Here is a 16,268-nt window from a genome sequence, read left to right as displayed (position 1 = left end):
GTTCCTCCTAATCATTTTGTACAGTTTGTACTACCATGTATACGAGCCCCCTTCCGAAAAAATAACAGCCGGTCCATATTAATTTTATTCAGGCCCCTCGCGCCTACCCTGCTGCTTGAGGATGCGTCAAAATGGGCATAACTGGACAAAGATATACTGCAAAACATACAATCAAATTGCGTGAAGTTACATACTACTTGGATGACGGGGTGACGTAATGAGTGAAGCAAATGAGGCAAAGCAAGCAAAAATTCCATACAGCTTAAACAGTAAAAAGGTATCCGAAGCGACGCGGGAATGGCTTCATAACCGGGGCGTGAGGGTGGAGGAGATCGCCGAGCTCGTTATGCTGCTGCAGAAAAAGTACTATCCGAACCTGACGATGGAGGAATGCATCCTGAACGTGGAGAAAGTGCTGAGCAAGCGCGAGGTGCAAAACGCGGTGCTGACCGGCATCCAGCTCGATATGCTGGCCGAGCAGGGCAAGCTGCTCTCCCCGCTGCAGGACATGCTGGAAAATGACGAGAGCCTGTATGGCGTCGACGAAGTGCTGGCCTTTTCCATCGTGAACGTATACGGCAGCATCGGCTTTACGAATTACGGGTATATCGATAAGCTCAAGCCCGGCGTGCTGGAGCGCCTGAATGACAAAAGCACCGGGGAAACCCATACGTTCCTGGACGATATCGTCGGCGCGGTCGCCGCGGCGGCCAGCAGCCGGATCGCGCACGGCAAGCAGGCGGAGAAGGAAACGGGCGACGGGCCCGATGAGGTTCGGCTTCCCGAAGATCACTAAAACATCTTTCATCATCGAGGAGAGCTGATTCGTCAGCCCTCCTCTTGTCATTTGGCGAGGAAAATAACGCAGAAGGTTCGGAGCCGGACTAATGCAGCGCTCCGAACGCAAACAAGGACGGCCTCTTGGCCGTCCTTCCCGCTCTTCCTGCCGCTATGTAACGGCGGCTTCATATCGGAAGATGCCGTCTTCACCCGGCACCTTCCTAACCTGGCCGCGCCGCTCCAGCTCCTGCGTATGCGCCAGCGTCTCGCACATGGCGAAGCGCATCTGGTGAATGCCGAGCGCGGTGCCGAACAGGGCGGCGCACAGCTCAAAGCCGGTCGCCGGCCCTGCCTGAATCCGTCCCAGCACACGAACCAGCCGCTCTTCATGATGCTGTAGGAGCGCCTCAAGCCGGACTTCAACATGGTCAAACGGATTCCGGTGTCCCGGATAGGCCCGTTTTACCTGGAAGCCCTGCAGCTTCCTGAGCCCGTTCAGAAACGAATGCAGCGGCTCAGGATCGCTTCCGGGCAGCAGGCTGACGTTCGGGGAGATCTGCGGCAGCACCGCATCTCCGCACAGCATGACCCCGCTCTCCTCATGCAGGAGCGACATATGGCCTGGCGCATGGCCCCACGTTTCGATGGGCATCCATCGCCGCCCGCCCATCTCCAGCGGTTCCCCTTCGGTCAGCGGCAGCGCCGAAGGCAGCGGCTCCACCTGCGGGAAGAAGCTCTCCAAATGGGCGGGCAGCTGGCTTGTCCACGCCTCCGGCATGCCGTGCGACCGAAACAATAGCGGCAGGTCGTCATTCATCGTGGATGCCTCGCCCCACATCCGCTGCATTTCCTCCGCCGCCCGCGCGGACATCCGGACCGGGCAGCCCGCGTTTTCCTGGAACCACCCCGACAATCCCAAATGATCGGGATGATGGTGCGTAAGCACGACCGACTCCACGTTCCCGAAAGGGATGCCCAGTTCATCCAATGCCTTGTTCCAGGCAGCTTCATTCTCCGCGGTCCGCGGTCCCGGATCGATCACCGTAATCCCGCCTGAAGGCCCCCGCAGCAGATAGCTGTTTACCCAGCGCAAAGGATATGACATCGCCATCTTTACCTGAATGATGCCGTCTTCGTAGTGCGTAATCTCGGGTATATTCAATGCCCCGTCCTTCTTTCATTTATGCTTTCTCTTCTTGCGGGCGCCGTCCCACAAAAATCATCCGCTGTGAGCGCCCCTCGTCATAATCGACTTCCTCATTATAGCCGCCGTACACTTCGTCTGTCATGAGCCCGGCTTCCCGCAGCATTTCCTCCAGCCGGCCGCGCGTGTACAGCTTCACCCGCTCGTGATACTCCCGTGTGCCCTTGGTGCCGTGCATATCCGATATGGAGATGTCCTTAATTACAAAATCCCCTTCGATTCGGCGCTTCTCCACGATCCGCTGCCCCTCCTCCTCCCGATCCGATGCCGGAACCAGATGTCTCCGGACATAAGGAGAGTTCATGAAGTCGATGATAAACCACCCTCCGGGTTTCAGCATTCGGCGAATCTCCCGGAGTACCTTGAGCTGCTCCCCGTCCTCGCGAAAATACCCGAACGACGTAAACAGATTAACGACCGCGTCAAACCCGCCATCCAGCGGAAGTTCGCGCATATCGGCCTGCCGCCAGTCCACCCGCTCCTTCGTGTCCAGCCTCCGGGCCTCCCGCAGCAGTACGTCGGAGAGGTCAACCCCGGTGACGCGGTAGCCCGCGTCCACCAGTGCGAGGGAGTGCCTGCCTGTTCCGCAGCACAAGTCGAGCACCTGCGCCCCTGACGGCAGGTCCAGCCAGGAGATCATCGTCTTGACCTCCCGGGCTGCCCCTTCGATGTCACGGTGCTTATATACCAGGAGATAATCCTCTCCAAAGCTTTTTTCATACCAATCCTTCATCCTCTGCGTCATCCTCCTGTGTAAGTGAGTCGGTTCCATGAATTATTACATTCAAAAAGGACGGTTGAAACCAGCCGGCTGGCAGCCTGTGCCCGCCGTATGCAGTATAGGATTCGACGCGCCATGGGATTGTATGAATCGAGCCGATATAGGACTGATCCGGTTTACGACTCAGGCACATATTCATGCGACAGGATCGAATACAGCCAGGAATTCGCAAAGCCTCCTTTGTTCGTCGGCATATGCTCGCGGAGATAGCCTTCCTTTTGCATGCCGATCTTCTGCATGACCCGCTCGGACCCGATATTTTCCGGGCGGCAGGTCGCATAAATCCGGTGTACTCCCAGCTGCCGGAAGCCGAATTCCAGCATCGCCTTCGCGCATTCCGATGCATAGCCTTGGCCCCAATGATCCGCATGGAAACAATAGCCGATTTCTCCGTTCGAGCCCGAGATGTTGATTCCGCAGCCGCCGATCAGCTCCCCGTCCGTTTTGCGGATTACCGCCCACTCGTAATGGGTCCTTGGCTCTTTCTGCTGCATCGCCTTCATGCCTGCGACATAGTCCTTCGTTTCTTCCTCGGTATTCGGACCCCAAAGGGTATAACGGGTAACTTTGGGATCTGATGCGTACCGGTGTACGCTCTCCCAGTCTTCCGGCACAAACTCGCGGATGACCAGCCTGTTCGTCTCCAGCCTCATTTCATGTCTCCTCCTTCGAACCGCATTGAATGAATTGAATCCAGATTAATCCATCTGCCTTTCGGTGTCGACCCCCTTAAATGAAAAGCATTAGGGGAGCTGCCACAGCCGCCATCATTTGCCGAAATATAGCGGAAAATAATGCGGAACCCGGCCCATATTGCGACAAACCTTTTACCAGACTGGTGATATAGTAAATATGCACTAATCATAGTGTTTTAAAAATTGGAGGGATTAGATATGGAACATTTGGAATTGGACATCTTGATGGCTGACGAAGAAGCAGAACAGGAAGAGCAGATCGACGACATCGAAGAAGAAGATGAAGAGGCGGAAGACGAGGAAGAATCCGAATTCGTAGAAGAGGCGGATGAGGACGAAGACGAAGAAGCCGACGATGAAGAAGACGACGAAGAAGCTTAACTGGCAACACAATCCCTTCTCCCAGATACACAGAAGCTAATCCAACAGACCTGTTCAGCGATGAACAGGTTTTTTGATTTCGATCGCAAAAATAGAACGAGCAGGCCGTCCTCCCCTTTCAAGGAATCAGCCTGCTCCTGTTCAGCCGTTCAATGTAATTATTTGCTCAGCGTTTCGGTCAGCACCGGTACGATTTGCGATTTACGCGACACAACGCCCTTCAATACGGCCGTATTGTTCTCAAGCTTCACGTTATAAGCCGTTTCAACCGCAGCAGCGGATTTTCCGAGGGCCAGTGCCACGGAATCGTTGTTCAGGATATCCGTTACGACAAACACGAACAGATCGAGACCTTTCTCGCTGATGATCGCGTTCAGGGCGTCCTCCAGTTCAGCCTGACGGTTCAGGACGTCGTTAGGGTCCACCGTGTTCACTTGGGCGATTTCCACTTTGCTGCTGCCCATTTGGAATTCTTTGGCGTCCAGGGAGATCAGCTCGGCAATCGTCTTGCTGCTGACATCTGCACCCGCTTTAAGCATGTCCAGTCCGTACTGCTCCAGGTTCACTCCGGCGATGTCGGCGAGCTCGCGTGCAGCGGCTACGTCCTCCTCGGTGCAGGTCGGGGATTTCAGCAGGAGCGTATCGGATACGATCGCGGATACCATCAGACCGGCGATTTGCGGCGTAACTTCAACACCTTTTTCCTTGAACAGCTTGTTCAGGATCGTTGCCGTGCAGCCTACAGGCTCTGCGCGGTAATACAGCGGATGGCTTGTCTCGAAATTCGCGATGCGGTGGTGGTCGATGACCTCGCTTACGCGCACCTGATCGATGTCGCTAGCGCTTTGCTGGCGCTCATTATGGTCAACGAGAATAACCTCGCTTGCTTCGTTAGCCACGGTTTCTACTTGGCGAGGGGCCTCGGCTTTGAAATAATCCAGCGCAAACTGCGTTTCGCCGTTGACGGCGCCCAAACGAACCGGCTCCGTATTATGGCCGATCTTATTTTTGAGGTAAGAGTATACGATCGCCGATGTGATCGTGTCCGTGTCCGGGTTTTTGTGCCCGAAAATCAATGTTTTTGCCATGGTTTCAACTGCTCCTTTATCGTTTGGAATAAATGAAGACTTGGTTCATGCCGTAATCTACATACGATTATAGCGGGAATTGGGCTATATTCCAATTCCTTTACAGAGATTTATTCCTGAAGGCTTGATTACAGCCTGATTTCGGGAGGCGTCTTGGCCGGAATCCGCTTCAGCGGCTGGCCCTCTTTATAATACAGGGACGGATTCAGCAGCACATAGAAAATATGGGTATGCGGGCATCCGAGGTTCTCGAGGATCCGGTTGATGTTCTCGGCGATCGCATGATGCTTCTCTTCCTCACGCGGGAACATGAAAATTTCCACGGACCGGGGGCTGTTTGTGATTTTTTCCACATGTAAAAGCTCAATTTTGACGATTTCTTCCGGAATGTTGGCGATTCCTGAAATGCATTCGATAATGGCCGGTGCGGCGGTCTCCACCACATTCTTTTCAAAACCTGTAAATCTGACAAAAGGCAAAGCCGTTCCCTTCTTTCTCTTTCTTTCTAAAGCTGTGCCCGATCTAAATATATCGGCATTACTAACCTACCATAAAAACGGCAAAGGAGTCACCTCCCCAAGAGATCACTCCTTAATGCCATGGATGCTGCCGATACCCAAATCCGATGCCTGACGCCGTTATTCCATAATTTTTGACGGGTTGGCGACGACGTCGATTTTCTCCTGCACGCGCTCCGGGCTCCCCAGAAAATGGCGGTTCAGCGGCTTCAAATCGTCGTCCAGCTCGTACAGAATCGGCACCGCGGTCGGGATGTTCAGATCCACGATGTCCTCCTCGCTGATATTTTCCAACACCTTCATCAAGGCCCGCAGGCTGTTCCCGTGCGCGACGACGAGCACCTTCTTGCCCGCCTTGATCTGCGGCACGATCTCCGCTTCCCAGTAAGGGAGCACGCGTGCGATCGTATCCTTCAGGCTTTCTCCCAGCGGAATCTCCTGCTTCGTCAAGTTGCCGTAGCGCTTATCCTTGGGCGGGTAGCGGTCATCGTCGGCCGTAATCTGCAGCGGGGGTACGTCGTAGCTCCGGCGCCACAGCATGACCTGCTCCGCGCCGTATTTCTTCGCCGTCTCCTCTTTGTTAAGTCCCTGAAGCGCACCGTAATGCCGTTCATTCAGCTTCCACGATTTGCGGATCGGGATCCACAACAGGTCGTTGACGTCCAAAATATAATTCAGCGTTTTGATCGCCCGCTTTAATACGGACGTATATGCGATATCGATTTCATAGGGAATATCCTGCAGCAGATGCCCGGCCTTGATCGCTTCCTGGACCCCTTTGTCCGTCAGATCGACGTCCGTCCAGCCGGTGAACCGGTTCTCGCGGTTCCACTCGCTTTCCCCATGTCTGACCAGAACCACCTTGTACATGGTGCCACACTCCTTTACTGCCTTACTCGTAACAACTACCGGTATAGCTTTTAACCGACAAGCATTTTTTAAACTTTTTCTTTTCATTCCAATCATTTTGCATCCAGGCTGCGGGTGAGCTGCCGTCCCTATCAGGACGTTTGCGGACCCCCAGCTCTTCCCACCACATGCTCTGCAGAGGTTCCCGCTGGGGTAGACTCCGGGACGTTCGCCCGGGTTGCCTCCCTGGCCGGGCAGATTTACAATAACTACTGTTACATCATAATCGGAGAACGACGGAGGTACAATAATGAGAAATGCTTATTTGTTCGGCCAAATCGAGCGCGTGCGCACGGGCATCATCAACAAGGTGTCCGCGCTGCCTGAATCCAAGCGGGATATCGTCCCTGACGGATTCAACAACAATATCCACTGGCATCTCGGGCATTTGCTGGTCATATCCGACATGCTCGTGCTCCAGTACAGCGGCAAGGATGGCGTCATTCCGGCTGAATACCGCCCTTATTTTGCTTCGGGGACGAAACCGGCGGATTGGCAGGGCGAGGCACCGGCGTGGGATACCCTGATTTCGCAGCTCACCGAGCAGATTCGCGTGTTCCAAGAGCAGCTCGGTGACGACCTAAATCAGCCAGTCGCCAAAGCGGACAACTTTGCCAAAGCCGAGACGATCGACGAGCTGCTGGTCATGAACATTAATCATGAGGCATCGCATGCCGGCATGATCAACGCCATGCTGAAGAAGCTGGCCTGATATTGGGTCAGCAGGCAGCAGAAGGCAGCCCTTCTCTCCATGTCGGAGAAAAAGGCTGCCTTCATTTTTGGAAACAACTCGGGCTAGAAACCGACAGTGGTAACCTGAGCGGCATCGCGTGGCATCAAAACGGATTAACGATAGTCGTCATGCAGACGCCACCAGATGTAAGGCTGGGTTTGCGGCCATCCTTCAGGCGAATCCTCCCACGTTTCCTGGCGGCCAAAGGGTGTCAGATCGAGCAAATTGAAGTCCGCGCGGATCCGGTCGACGCCGCGGGAGGCTGTGAAATAGGTGCGGAACACCTCATCTCCATCGCGGAGAAAGACGCTTAAGCCGAACCCGTCCCCAGCCCCCATGTCATTGTTGAATTCGTTCCCGTTTGATGAGAACCAGGGTACATTCCAGCCCATCCGGTCTTTGAACGGCTGGATCTGTGACAAGGGCGCCGGGGAGACGAGAATAAAGGTCGTATCACGGGCATTCAGGTGGGCAAGGTGGCCGATATTGTCGACAAAAGAGGAGCAGCCTGTGCAGCCTTGACTGGCGTCTGGAGCCATCATGAAGTGGTACACCACGAGCTGACGGCGTCCGTCGAAAAGCTCAAGCAGTCGCGCTGGACCACCTGGTCCCTCGAACATATAATTTTTGCCGATCCGTACCATCGGCAGCCTGCGGCGCTCTGCAGCCAGCGCGTCCAGCGCGCGGGTAAGCTCCTTCTCTTTGACGAGCAGCTTGTCGCGTGCGTCCATCCACTCTGTTTCCGAAACGATTTGCGGAAGTGCTGTGTTTTTCGTATCCACGGGTATCCTCCTCCAAGTTTTACAGGATTCGTTGATTCTGCCATTATCCTAGCATGATTCATTTCCCGGGATTTCTTATGAATTGCGGAAAATAATATGAAACTGCTTATTACTGATGTTCTGGAACCGCAGGCTTCATTCAGACGTTCTATATAGAAAGGAGCTGATGGATATGGACCTCGTTCTGATCATCTTAGGGCTGATTCTGATAGGCGGCGGCATCATGACCCGCCGGAACCCGGGAAGGGGATGGCGGAGCAGTGAAAGCTGGAAGACAGAAGAAGAAGCGGAGCCCAGCGAATCCTACCTTGAACTCCAAAAGATCCGCGGCTTTCTTGCGATCGTGCTCGGCTCGATTTTTATCGTGATCGGGTTGTTTATGCTGCTGTTTTTATGACCGCCCCTATTCCAGAGAACAGACCATTTTGAAGTTCCCGGGTACCGCCTGAAACCCCAGCAGATCGCGGTTGATGCGAAGCATGGGACCGTTCAGCGAATCGTTGTGAGTTCGCAAATAAGGCACACTGGCAGCGCGTGCGGTTTGTATGGCCAACAGCTTCAGCGCCAGCCCGATCCGCCGGCCCCTATACTCCGGAAGCACACCGGTAAACTGATGGTACATCGCCTGGGTTTGTTCGTTCTGCTGCAGGGTCACGACGCCGACATAGCGGTCTCCGTCCTTGGCGATATGTACATACTCCGGCCGTACGCCGGCCAGGTTAATGCTCCATTTCTTCCATTCCTCAAACCAGGGGAAATCCTCGTTGTATCCCGGAATGTCCTGATGGGCGATCCTGTACAGCTCATGAAGCTTCCGCTCCTGCGCCTCTCCAGGCTCATCCTTCAGCGTCACGAACATAATGCCGGATGATTCGGCGCTGCGAATGCTTGGCAGCAAAGCTTGGTCGGTAAAAGACGACAAATCCAGCACAGATTCAAAGGTGTGACGTTCCAGCAGGTAGCCCCGGCGCTCCGCAAACGATAGCGAGGCCTCGTCATTCTCCCTCATAAAACAAACGAGACGGGAAGCCTTAACCAGGCGTGCCCACTCACGCACTTCCCGGGACAAAGCCCTGCCGGCCCCGCGGCCGCGTTCATCCGGATGGACGACAAGGGTGACGTTGAGGCTGCCGGGTTCGTTCCAAGGTGCACGCCAGGCGATGGCGTAACCGATGACCTCTCCTACCCCGTTAACGGCGACCCATTTCGGGCGATCCCAGCCCATCAGCCGACCCTCTTCGTCGTAATGGAGCTGGCCCGGCGGAATGCTCTCCTCATCGTCCTGCAGCTGCTTGGCGGTGACGGGTTCCGACCAGATCAGGCTCAGCAGCCCCGCGGCCGCTCGAAAATCCTCCCTGCCAAAACGGCGAATCGTATAGTTTGACAATATGTATTCCTCCAAAAAATGGTATTGAGTTGCCTCGCTCATTATCTCATGCAATCCCATGGATGAAGCGATAAAGTTTGGGTATAGCGTTTTTTTCCTTAGCTGGGGCGCTTTCCGCTCCCCCACGTGCTCATAAATATGAATCTATGAAAATCAAACTTTTGCACGCTATCATCTGTCCGATACCAATTGGTGAAGCCGGCATAGAATATATCAATCTTAAGAAAAGGAGTGATATATTTGGCAAACAGCGATGTACGTCTTGCCCTTTGGTCCGGCATTAATTTTACGGGCCGCAGAATCTTGTTCAGACGCGGTGGAGTTGCGGTCCGCGACCTTGGAGCTTTCCGCTTCGACAATCTTCTCTCCAGCTTCCGTCTCAGAAATACGGTGCAGAGCAATCAAGTAACGCTTGTTTTGTTCTCACGGATTAATTTCCAGGGATCTTTCCGCGTGTTCCGTGGCAGCCAAAATGTAGCCAACCTGGGCAATTTCAACTTTAACAACGTCACGTCTTCTTTCATCCTCGTTGGACGCAACCTGACAAACGCCGAAATTTCCCAAATCCAACGCACAGGCAGACCGCCGCAAGACATTCTTATCATCAGACAGTAACCATCTGCAAAGGGTGCCCGACAGGGTACCCTTTCTCATGTAACCAAATCCCCGCATAAGATGGAAAGTCAACAAAATAAAGAACCTCCCGCCATGTCTTCCCGTCAAGGAAGACATCCTGCAGAAGGCCAAGGTCGCAAGAGAGGCTTCGATCAGATTTTTAATTCCCCAAGCTTGATCAGCTCGACAACGGCCTGAGAACGGCCTTTGACGTTTAATTTCTGCATCACATTGGAAATATGGTTCCGGACCGTCTTCTCGCTGATAAATAACTGACCGGCGATATCGCGTGTCGTTTTGTCCTGAACGAGCAGTTCAAATACTTCGCGCTCACGATGAGTCAACAAAAATTTGCTCTTATGATCGTTCCCCTTCAATGGTAAAAGTACCGTGTCCCTGCTGGTTTTTCCCCATCACTAATGCTCCCTCAACATCTCGTTCCGTCGGCGCTTTTCGAACTCAGGCTTGTTTAATTATCCCTTGTTGTTTTCGATTATCCCCGATGATTATCGACAGTTTAGCACCAAAAATAACACCAACTCCAACATACCGATAGCAAAAAAAAGTTGACCAATTCTTTGTTAATCGGTCAACTTCTAGTTTATGAAAAAAGGCCCTCAATCCAATCCACAAGATGATCCCAAAAAGAGAACAAAAGGACAAAACCAGTTACCATTGAAATGATTACTCCAATCAAAATGGGGTGTTTCTCAGCGAACGATTTTCTGTTTTCAGAATTACTCGGCTTACCGTTAGATTCGTAATGGTTACCGATAGATGAATTCTTGATTTTATTATTATTCCCAATTTTAACATCGATTTTATCTCCCACGACCTAAAAGACCCCCAAGCTTTGATTTACTTATTTTATTTTTATCCCCCATTTCAACAGATACTGAATCCCCATAAATTATCTTTTCAATATTGTAGACTACCTGCTGCGTCTTACTGTCATCACTTTCCACTTGTGTTTTTATATCAAGATCATCCAAATTTTCATATTCCTTTTCTAGTTCCATAACAATTTCAACCAACTTTGATTTTACAGTAGCCACTATTTCAGAAAGAAGATTAGGGGCGATTTTCACTGTCATAGATGCGATTTGTAGCTCTCCCTTGGAGATACTGTGACAAAATGAGGTGGGTACAATTCGACCATATGTATAATTGTCTTTAACTTCTGTATACTGATTTTCAATGGTTTTAATATTATCCGTGCAAGGCACAGTAAGAATTTCATCCACTAATTCTTCTGACAATAATGAATCAATTGGAACAGGTGTGTTGGTATACTGATATCGATAGTTTACTAGAAATGTTCCGTAGGCAGTTCCATGAAGAATTCTATAATCCGGGAGATCGTCTACATTTGGGTAACCCTGCAATTCTCCGTTAACCCAAACCATAATTTGTTGATTGTCTAGATCAGTTAAAATCACTTTTAATCTTAACAACACATTTTCAATACTTTCCTTTCCGCTTACTAAATCTTTTAATAATTGACTACGTCCCATTTCATCATTCCTTATGTTGTAATATTTATCCTTATTATACCTTGGATAAACGCACTACATAAATACAAAAAAAAGCAGGCATTTTACCCCTGCTTTTCCGAGTTAGTTCCCAAAAACCAATTCACGAATGAGGGTTTCGGAATCTTTATCGATCGCCCGATCCTTAGCGTATAGAATTGTCCAGAGTTACACAAATCGTACGCCTGATTTCTGCCGATATCTAAAAATTTTTGAATGTCCGTCACCTCAAGCACTTCAGGAAGATCATCCAGTTGAGATTTCATCGTAAATCACCTCGCATCCATCATATTCCCGAAATCGTTTGTCCTATGACTCGGAGTTCCTCTTCGTTTTCTGTTCTCCCGTCTGTTCCTTTACAACCTGTATGTTTAGATTTAAAGCGATCTTATAAAACGCCTTCCACTTGTACTTGTAATACGTCGTCTCGCTGATAGGGCGCTCAAATGCATTGTTATATACTTGATAATCAAAATCACAATCAGTATTCAGGTATCGTTCTGTGATAAGGATCCGTTCCTTTTTGGGTAGTCTGCTTACAGCTCGTTCAATCCTTTCACAATAAGCGAGCCGCGCTGCCGGCGTGTCTATGTTATAAATCGCGATGGCAGCAGTCTGATCGCTTGTTACATTTGTGGGGCCGTGAAATCGCTCAGTCGGCGATGCTGTTATGCTTGCTTCCTTTTCCTCGAAGGTTATCGACTTGTAAATCCTATACTTCTCCAGAGCCGCCTCCACTGCAGCCTGAGTTTTCTTGCGATCCAACTCTGGAAGCTCAAAGGACATTTGGGTCATTCTCTCACCTCACTGTATCCAGGGGGTTCCCCGGCCGAAGCCGGGGCTTGTCTGTCCCAATCAAAACGGTAGCTCATCGTCGTCAGGCATCGTCGGACCGTCTACATCTTCCTCTGCGGCTGCAGCAGCCTCTTCGATCGTCATCTGGTTTTTATCCTCCACGTCGACCGTGCCGTCCTGATTTATCTTCCCTCTTACGCCTTCCCGAGGCTCGTTAAACTCCTCAATGCTCATCTGACCTGGTGCCACACCAAGGGTTACATTGTGGCCAGCGTATTTATACAACTGCTGGGCCTTGTCGTCTCGATCGCCTTTGATGCCGAATTTCATAACGGTTTTCTTATTGTCACGCTGCATTGATACGAATTCGGCTGAAATATCTCCGCATACTTCATCCCCACCAACTTCAAGGGACAGAACCACAATGCTGCCGGAGAGCTCAAACAGATCCATTTCGTCGCCGGCATCTTCGGAGCCCTTGATTTCGAATTTCAGAATTTCCTTCTTATCGTCCTTCTGCATGGATTTAAACAAAACGTTCATAGTAGTTTTCATGGATTATTTCCCCTCTCGATTTTCATTTTTGGTGAACAGCTTGGCGCATTCGCAGCATATCTTCAAAACGTTACCGTTCTTCATATTGGTGATTTGATGGCGTTGTAGTCGTTCCTGGCACAATTCACAGGCCCGGCTCAATACTCTCCACCACGTTTCAAGTATCTGTTCGAGTATCCTTTCCGCGGCGCGGTAATCTCGTATTGTAGCTCGCTGCCTTTCGGCGCCGGCGGCTTGTCTGCTCCAATCTCCTTGAGATGTGCGGCCAGGCGCTCAGGCGACCAGATTTCGGTTTTAATTCCTTTGTCCAGCATAGTTATCTTCCTCTCGTAAACTTAATAAGAGCTAAACCACTGGGAAATAATGATTTCAAACAGGAGGTAGCAAAATGACCAAAAAGATATTAATTGCAACATTGGCAGTTCTTCTTGTACTCCCCCTAACAACATTCGCCAGACCTAGTGCCGAGAACAGTGATGTAGAAGCGGATGCTCTTCTGACAGCACTTAGTCCAGCAATAGGGCACGCCATAAGTGGGTATTATGGTCAGCCACGCTTATATGGGCTATATGACGCCAAAATCCTAAAAATTGAGCGTGTAAATGAAGGAGGGTATGCGTTCAATGTAACTGTGCAAGTCAAAACGTTCGTTGGCCCACACAACCCTCCATTTGGCATAGAGACGATCACCTTGGCAGTTAGCCCAGGATCAACCCTTGTAGCGAAGTTCCAACATGAAGACCAGAAGTGATCTCCCTACAGCTTCTTCCCCCCATGCCGAATCGGCCTAGTCGTGTTGTACGCCATCTTTTCTGCGATTGCTTGTTCCAGGTCGATGCCGTAGAATCTGGCTAATTTCTCGACATTCTGGACCACGATTGCAAACTTGAATGGACGCCAGGACTCAGATCGGAAGCAGTCAACCAAATTGCCGTGTATAATATTCAGGTTTTCAGCAAATGGGCTTTTCTCCTGGACTTCACATCCTGCCTCAGGTTTTGCGCTGCCACACCAGCGTTCCAGCGTCTCTCCCCATCCGTACCATCCGCAGACATCGAACACCCGGATGCAGATATCTGCCAGCTCAGAAGGGATGCCGCAAGGCTTCCAGTCCGGATATCTCTGCTCTTCGAATCGGACAATCACCCCGTCGTAATTCTTGGTCTCGTACCATACCTCAGCGGGCTCATGACCATTCCGACAATCCTCCAAAGCCTCCGAAACTTCCGAGTGAATCAGCGCCCCGATCTCCCCAAAGGTACGCTCCTCGTCCCACCAGCCTTTTGCCTTCGCATTCTCATGTGCTTCCTGCACCAATTCGTTAATGGATTTGTTCATATCGTTTTATCTCTCCGTTCATAATTTAAAAAAAAACAAATTTTTTATCGCAACTTTTCAGATAGATGGAGCGATGGTTAGTTCGAGAAAAGGACAGCCCCCTTAATTCTCTCCCGCTGAACCCGTATAAAGGATTGCAGAAAATTATATCTATCTGAAGGAGATATGAAATTATGAATACTTCAAAAACTCAGTACTCCCCACAAGATCACAACCGTTACTTTGCTGGATTCGTATTTACAAATTACGAATACAAGTCGCTTTACCAGTCTTGGAAAAGCGTCGAAGGAATAGATTTACAGAAAGCATTCGAACTGGGCGGACGGTTGTTTCTGCTAATGGTCGAAACTGGATATTATAAAATCAATGAACCAGAGTAGCTTGGTCGTCGTTCAGCGGCGCAACCCATACCGGATCCCAGCTCATCTCAAAGGTGATACCCGCCTCTGCTTGAGCCCCAGCCAACAGGATTACATTCCCCATAGCTTCAGCAGCGTCCCGGGGAACGGCGTTGCCGATATATTCTCGGGCCTTGGCGTCGGTACAGCCCTCAAGCTGAAATGGTCTCCCATCTGGCAAATGCGTTGGAAAGCTCTGCAGCATTGCAAGTTCATATGTTGTGAGCGGGCGGTGCCATGTTCCGTCTTGGGCGATGATCATCCAGACACCTTGCTCGTTGTCCGACGGGATACGGGGATCAGAGACGGCAGCCGCACCGGCATGCACATCCATACTGCCTGTGACTGTCTTGGCCGTCATGCTCCAGTCCTGAACCCCCATGGTATCCGCGCGGGGCGTACTATGAATGCGAGGATCGCTAATGCTTCCAGCAGCCTGCATAATTCTATTTGCTGAGCGAACGGTCTTGGCCGTAGCTTCCCAGTCCTGGACTCCATAGCTGTCCGGGTGAAGCTTAGTATTGATGCGAGGATCGGCCACCGCAATCGCTCCACTTCCAAACCTGGTACCAGTGACGCATGGACCCGGCTCGTCCGCATTTACAACTCGATATTGTGCTGGATGCCTTCCAGGTCGATCCGAAAGTTTTGGATCAGCTATACAAGCCCCTCCCTGATGCGGTCCGGCCGCACCAGTGACACACATCGCAGTTTCATCGCCCCTCTGTACCCGTAGGATGTTCGTCTTCCCTTCCCCACCGATATGAAGCCGTGGATCGGAAACCGCCGTGACTCCGTTACTTCTGCCAGGTCCGGCCGTGCTTGTTACTGCTCTACTTGGTTCCGACCAATCAGCTACTTCAAAGGCTCCTCGGCGTGGTTCATGAATGACATGGAGATTCTGCCAATCGACTTTGTTCAGGTCCCGCCAGTCGCCGCCTGCGGGTATCAGGGCCAGCCGCATCCAGGTTTTCCATTGGAGCCGCGGCAGCCGGTGCAGAGGTCCCCCTGCTTCCGTGTCCCCGGGCGCTGGTAAAGCGCCTATCACATCCCCGATGCTGCGTAGTGGTTTCTTTTCGGGATAATAGATCACGTTCGGTATTTGGGCTTCATGGCGTGCCTTGATAAGAAAACGGACACGGCTTTGACCAAGCCCACCGATTTCTCCGAGGTTGTGGTCTGCTCTTATACTCACCGCGTACCCGAACTTCACCAGCAATTTTTTGATCTGACGAAGCAGCGGTTTCCCCCGAGAAGTAATTCGCGGCACGTTTTCGAGTTGAATGATTGCGGGAAGGCTACCGCCGTATTCCAAGCAAGCCTGGAGCGCCATCTCTAACCCGCTTACAGTCAGGTAATTGAGAGCCTGATACTTCTCCGATTCTGATTTTCCTTGTGGCAAAAGCCCGCTCAATCCTTTGCAGGGAGGACTGAGGAAGAGGAAGAATGGAACTTGTTTCTTGAAGGCAACCCAGATATCCCATGGGGTAACCTCATGCCAATCTTCTGGCGGCTCATGGCCGTGCCAAGCCTCATATTGCCAGCGACGGAACAAATCCATTTGGACTGCCGTCTTCTCCCCAGTGATCAGATCGTGGTTGCGGCATGCGACTGGATCGCTGTCGATTGAGCACAAGAGCTTGAAGCGATATATTTTCCCGCCATATTCAACCTGTGATTTTAAAAGCCCGGCAGATTCTCCACCGATGCCACCGAATAAAACAGCCGCGGTTTTATATTGAACGTTCTCTTGTAACTGCAAAGTGTGCTCACTCCT

General features: G+C 51.3%; 24 protein-coding genes. 7 read left to right on the top strand and 17 right to left on the bottom strand.

All coding sequences use genetic code 11. From position 1 onward, the window contains the following. Nucleotides 1–217: 217 nt before the first annotated feature. The gene (locus KI379_RS31420; RefSeq protein WP_105446124.1) at nucleotides 218–796 is read left to right on the top strand and encodes a phosphatidylglycerophosphatase A family protein; all 579 of its coding nucleotides are present in this window, start codon (nucleotides 218–220) and stop codon (nucleotides 794–796) included. A gap of 153 nt (nucleotides 797–949) precedes the next feature. On the opposite strand, the gene KI379_RS31415 is transcribed toward KI379_RS31420, so the two are convergent. The 3 genes from KI379_RS31415 to KI379_RS31405 form a co-directional block, all read right to left on the bottom strand. Continuing rightward, nucleotides 950–1,942: an MBL fold metallo-hydrolase gene (locus tag KI379_RS31415; protein WP_212986003.1), complete on the bottom strand. Its 993-nt coding sequence runs from the start codon at nucleotides 1,940–1,942 to the stop codon at nucleotides 950–952. Nucleotides 1,943–1,961: 19 nt separating this feature from the next. Continuing rightward, a complete protein-coding gene (locus KI379_RS31410) occupies nucleotides 1,962–2,717 on the bottom strand; it encodes a class I SAM-dependent methyltransferase (RefSeq protein WP_212986002.1) in 756 nt (251 codons plus the stop codon). A 164-nt stretch (nucleotides 2,718–2,881) separates the two neighbouring features. Then, on the bottom strand, nucleotides 2,882–3,418 hold the full coding sequence (locus KI379_RS31405) for a GNAT family N-acetyltransferase (RefSeq protein ID WP_212986001.1): 537 nt from the start codon (nucleotides 3,416–3,418) through the stop codon (nucleotides 2,882–2,884). A gap of 240 nt (nucleotides 3,419–3,658) precedes the next feature. On the opposite strand from KI379_RS31405, the gene KI379_RS31400 reads away from it, so the two are divergent. Further along, nucleotides 3,659–3,841 (top strand): hypothetical protein, encoded by a 183-nt coding sequence (locus KI379_RS31400; protein WP_163881492.1) that lies wholly within the window; start codon nucleotides 3,659–3,661, stop codon nucleotides 3,839–3,841. 158 nt (nucleotides 3,842–3,999) lie between these two features. On the opposite strand, the gene KI379_RS31395 is transcribed toward KI379_RS31400, so the two are convergent. The 3 genes from KI379_RS31395 to gpmA form a co-directional block, all read right to left on the bottom strand. Continuing rightward, the gene (locus tag KI379_RS31395; RefSeq protein ID WP_089548420.1) at nucleotides 4,000–4,929 is read right to left on the bottom strand and encodes a manganese-dependent inorganic pyrophosphatase; all 930 of its coding nucleotides are present in this window, start codon (nucleotides 4,927–4,929) and stop codon (nucleotides 4,000–4,002) included. Between the two features lie 128 nt (nucleotides 4,930–5,057). Next, nucleotides 5,058–5,408 carry a DUF1904 family protein gene (locus KI379_RS31390; protein WP_089548421.1) on the bottom strand — a complete coding sequence of 117 codons (351 nt, stop codon included), beginning with the start codon at nucleotides 5,406–5,408 and terminating at the stop codon, nucleotides 5,058–5,060. Nucleotides 5,409–5,567: 159 nt separating this feature from the next. After that, the gene (gene gpmA, locus KI379_RS31385; protein ID WP_076174196.1) at nucleotides 5,568–6,317 is read right to left on the bottom strand and encodes a 2,3-diphosphoglycerate-dependent phosphoglycerate mutase; all 750 of its coding nucleotides are present in this window, start codon (nucleotides 6,315–6,317) and stop codon (nucleotides 5,568–5,570) included. 289 nt (nucleotides 6,318–6,606) lie between these two features. Here gpmA and KI379_RS31380 point away from each other — a divergent pair, with 289 nt between their 5' ends. Further along, nucleotides 6,607–7,068, top strand: a complete 462-nt coding sequence (locus tag KI379_RS31380) for a DinB family protein (protein WP_076174194.1) — start codon at nucleotides 6,607–6,609, stop codon at nucleotides 7,066–7,068. A 134-nt stretch (nucleotides 7,069–7,202) separates the two neighbouring features. Here KI379_RS31380 and KI379_RS31375 read toward each other — a convergent pair whose 3' ends face one another. Continuing rightward, nucleotides 7,203–7,871: a DUF899 domain-containing protein gene (locus KI379_RS31375; protein WP_212986000.1), complete on the bottom strand. Its 669-nt coding sequence runs from the start codon at nucleotides 7,869–7,871 to the stop codon at nucleotides 7,203–7,205. 172 nt (nucleotides 7,872–8,043) lie between these two features. On the opposite strand from KI379_RS31375, the gene KI379_RS31370 reads away from it, so the two are divergent. After that, nucleotides 8,044–8,268, top strand: a complete 225-nt coding sequence (locus tag KI379_RS31370) for a DUF6199 family natural product biosynthesis protein (protein WP_076174190.1) — start codon at nucleotides 8,044–8,046, stop codon at nucleotides 8,266–8,268. A 6-nt stretch (nucleotides 8,269–8,274) separates the two neighbouring features. Here the strand turns inward: KI379_RS31370 and KI379_RS31365 are convergent, their stop codons facing one another. Continuing rightward, nucleotides 8,275–9,258: a GNAT family N-acetyltransferase gene (locus KI379_RS31365; protein WP_212985999.1), complete on the bottom strand. Its 984-nt coding sequence runs from the start codon at nucleotides 9,256–9,258 to the stop codon at nucleotides 8,275–8,277. Between the two features lie 240 nt (nucleotides 9,259–9,498). Here KI379_RS31365 and KI379_RS31360 point away from each other — a divergent pair, with 240 nt between their 5' ends. Continuing rightward, nucleotides 9,499–9,873, top strand: a complete 375-nt coding sequence (locus tag KI379_RS31360) for a hypothetical protein (RefSeq protein ID WP_076174186.1) — start codon at nucleotides 9,499–9,501, stop codon at nucleotides 9,871–9,873. Nucleotides 9,874–10,025: 152 nt separating this feature from the next. Here the strand turns inward: KI379_RS31360 and KI379_RS31355 are convergent, their stop codons facing one another. From KI379_RS31355 to KI379_RS31325, 7 genes are all read right to left on the bottom strand, one after another. Continuing rightward, on the bottom strand, nucleotides 10,026–10,250 hold the full coding sequence (locus KI379_RS31355) for a helix-turn-helix domain-containing protein (protein WP_036649309.1): 225 nt from the start codon (nucleotides 10,248–10,250) through the stop codon (nucleotides 10,026–10,028). 224 nt (nucleotides 10,251–10,474) lie between these two features. After that, nucleotides 10,475–10,705, bottom strand: coding sequence for a hypothetical protein (locus KI379_RS31350; RefSeq protein ID WP_244879507.1), 231 nt, complete (start codon nucleotides 10,703–10,705; stop codon nucleotides 10,475–10,477). Then, on the bottom strand, nucleotides 10,695–11,387 hold the full coding sequence (locus tag KI379_RS31345; RefSeq protein ID WP_212985998.1) for an AbiTii domain-containing protein: 693 nt from the start codon (nucleotides 11,385–11,387) through the stop codon (nucleotides 10,695–10,697). Before KI379_RS31345 ends, KI379_RS31350 begins: the two co-directional genes overlap by 11 nt. Before the next feature lie 83 nt (nucleotides 11,388–11,470). Beyond that, the gene (locus tag KI379_RS31340; RefSeq protein ID WP_212985997.1) at nucleotides 11,471–11,671 is read right to left on the bottom strand and encodes a helix-turn-helix domain-containing protein; all 201 of its coding nucleotides are present in this window, start codon (nucleotides 11,669–11,671) and stop codon (nucleotides 11,471–11,473) included. Nucleotides 11,672–11,714: 43 nt separating this feature from the next. Then, complete coding sequence (locus KI379_RS31335; protein WP_212986061.1) at nucleotides 11,715–12,191, bottom strand: ArpU family phage packaging/lysis transcriptional regulator; 477 nt, start codon at nucleotides 12,189–12,191, stop codon at nucleotides 11,715–11,717. Between the two features lie 69 nt (nucleotides 12,192–12,260). Beyond that, nucleotides 12,261–12,755 (bottom strand): hypothetical protein, encoded by a 495-nt coding sequence (locus KI379_RS31330; protein ID WP_212985996.1) that lies wholly within the window; start codon nucleotides 12,753–12,755, stop codon nucleotides 12,261–12,263. A gap of 137 nt (nucleotides 12,756–12,892) precedes the next feature. After that, entirely contained in the window at nucleotides 12,893–13,069 is a 177-nt protein-coding gene (locus tag KI379_RS31325; protein ID WP_212985995.1) for a hypothetical protein, read from the bottom strand. 74 nt (nucleotides 13,070–13,143) lie between these two features. Here KI379_RS31325 and KI379_RS31320 point away from each other — a divergent pair, with 74 nt between their 5' ends. Then, a complete protein-coding gene (locus tag KI379_RS31320) occupies nucleotides 13,144–13,506 on the top strand; it encodes a DUF3888 domain-containing protein (protein ID WP_212985994.1) in 363 nt (120 codons plus the stop codon). Between the two features lie 5 nt (nucleotides 13,507–13,511). Here KI379_RS31320 and KI379_RS31315 read toward each other — a convergent pair whose 3' ends face one another. Beyond that, entirely contained in the window at nucleotides 13,512–14,093 is a 582-nt protein-coding gene (locus KI379_RS31315; protein ID WP_212985993.1) for a hypothetical protein, read from the bottom strand. Nucleotides 14,094–14,266: 173 nt separating this feature from the next. Between KI379_RS31315 and KI379_RS31310 the strand changes: the two genes are divergently transcribed. Beyond that, entirely contained in the window at nucleotides 14,267–14,473 is a 207-nt protein-coding gene (locus KI379_RS31310; protein ID WP_212985992.1) for a hypothetical protein, read from the top strand. Here KI379_RS31310 and KI379_RS31305 read toward each other — a convergent pair. Beyond that, nucleotides 14,457–16,253, bottom strand: a complete 1,797-nt coding sequence (locus KI379_RS31305; RefSeq protein ID WP_212985991.1) for a DNA cytosine methyltransferase — start codon at nucleotides 16,251–16,253, stop codon at nucleotides 14,457–14,459. The genes KI379_RS31310 and KI379_RS31305 overlap by 17 nt on opposite strands. Nucleotides 16,254–16,268: the final 15 nt, after the last annotated feature.

The sequence above is a fragment of the Paenibacillus cineris genome (genome assembly GCF_018333335.1).
GTDB classification, from domain to species: Bacteria; Bacillota; Bacilli; order Paenibacillales; family Paenibacillaceae; genus Paenibacillus_AQ; species Paenibacillus_AQ favisporus.
The sequence above is the reverse complement of the archived record's forward strand: the minus strand, read 5'-3'. Positions and strand labels throughout refer to the sequence as shown.

Coding starts and splice junctions, on each gene's coding strand:
- KI379_RS31420 (WP_105446124.1), top strand. CDS start 218: ATGAGTGAAGCAAATGAGGCAAAGCAAGCAAAAATTCCATACAGCTTA.
- KI379_RS31410 (WP_212986002.1), bottom strand. CDS start 2,717: ATGAAGGATTGGTATGAAAAAAGCTTTGGAGAGGATTATCTCCTGGTA.
- KI379_RS31405 (WP_212986001.1), bottom strand. CDS start 3,418: ATGAGGCTGGAGACGAACAGGCTGGTCATCCGCGAGTTTGTGCCGGAA.
- KI379_RS31400 (WP_163881492.1), top strand. CDS start 3,659: ATGGAACATTTGGAATTGGACATCTTGATGGCTGACGAAGAAGCAGAA.
- KI379_RS31395 (WP_089548420.1), bottom strand. CDS start 4,929: ATGGCAAAAACATTGATTTTCGGGCACAAAAACCCGGACACGGACACG.
- gpmA (WP_076174196.1), bottom strand. CDS start 6,317: ATGTACAAGGTGGTTCTGGTCAGACATGGGGAAAGCGAGTGGAACCGC.
- KI379_RS31380 (WP_076174194.1), top strand. CDS start 6,607: ATGAGAAATGCTTATTTGTTCGGCCAAATCGAGCGCGTGCGCACGGGC.
- KI379_RS31370 (WP_076174190.1), top strand. CDS start 8,044: ATGGACCTCGTTCTGATCATCTTAGGGCTGATTCTGATAGGCGGCGGC.
- KI379_RS31345 (WP_212985998.1), bottom strand. CDS start 11,387: ATGGGACGTAGTCAATTATTAAAAGATTTAGTAAGCGGAAAGGAAAGT.
- KI379_RS31340 (WP_212985997.1), bottom strand. CDS start 11,671: ATGAAATCTCAACTGGATGATCTTCCTGAAGTGCTTGAGGTGACGGAC.
- KI379_RS31335 (WP_212986061.1), bottom strand. CDS start 12,191: ATGTCCTTTGAGCTTCCAGAGTTGGATCGCAAGAAAACTCAGGCTGCA.
- KI379_RS31330 (WP_212985996.1), bottom strand. CDS start 12,755: ATGAAAACTACTATGAACGTTTTGTTTAAATCCATGCAGAAGGACGAT.
- KI379_RS31325 (WP_212985995.1), bottom strand. CDS start 13,069: ATGCTGGACAAAGGAATTAAAACCGAAATCTGGTCGCCTGAGCGCCTG.
- KI379_RS31320 (WP_212985994.1), top strand. CDS start 13,144: ATGACCAAAAAGATATTAATTGCAACATTGGCAGTTCTTCTTGTACTC.
- KI379_RS31315 (WP_212985993.1), bottom strand. CDS start 14,093: ATGAACAAATCCATTAACGAATTGGTGCAGGAAGCACATGAGAATGCG.
- KI379_RS31310 (WP_212985992.1), top strand. CDS start 14,267: ATGAATACTTCAAAAACTCAGTACTCCCCACAAGATCACAACCGTTAC.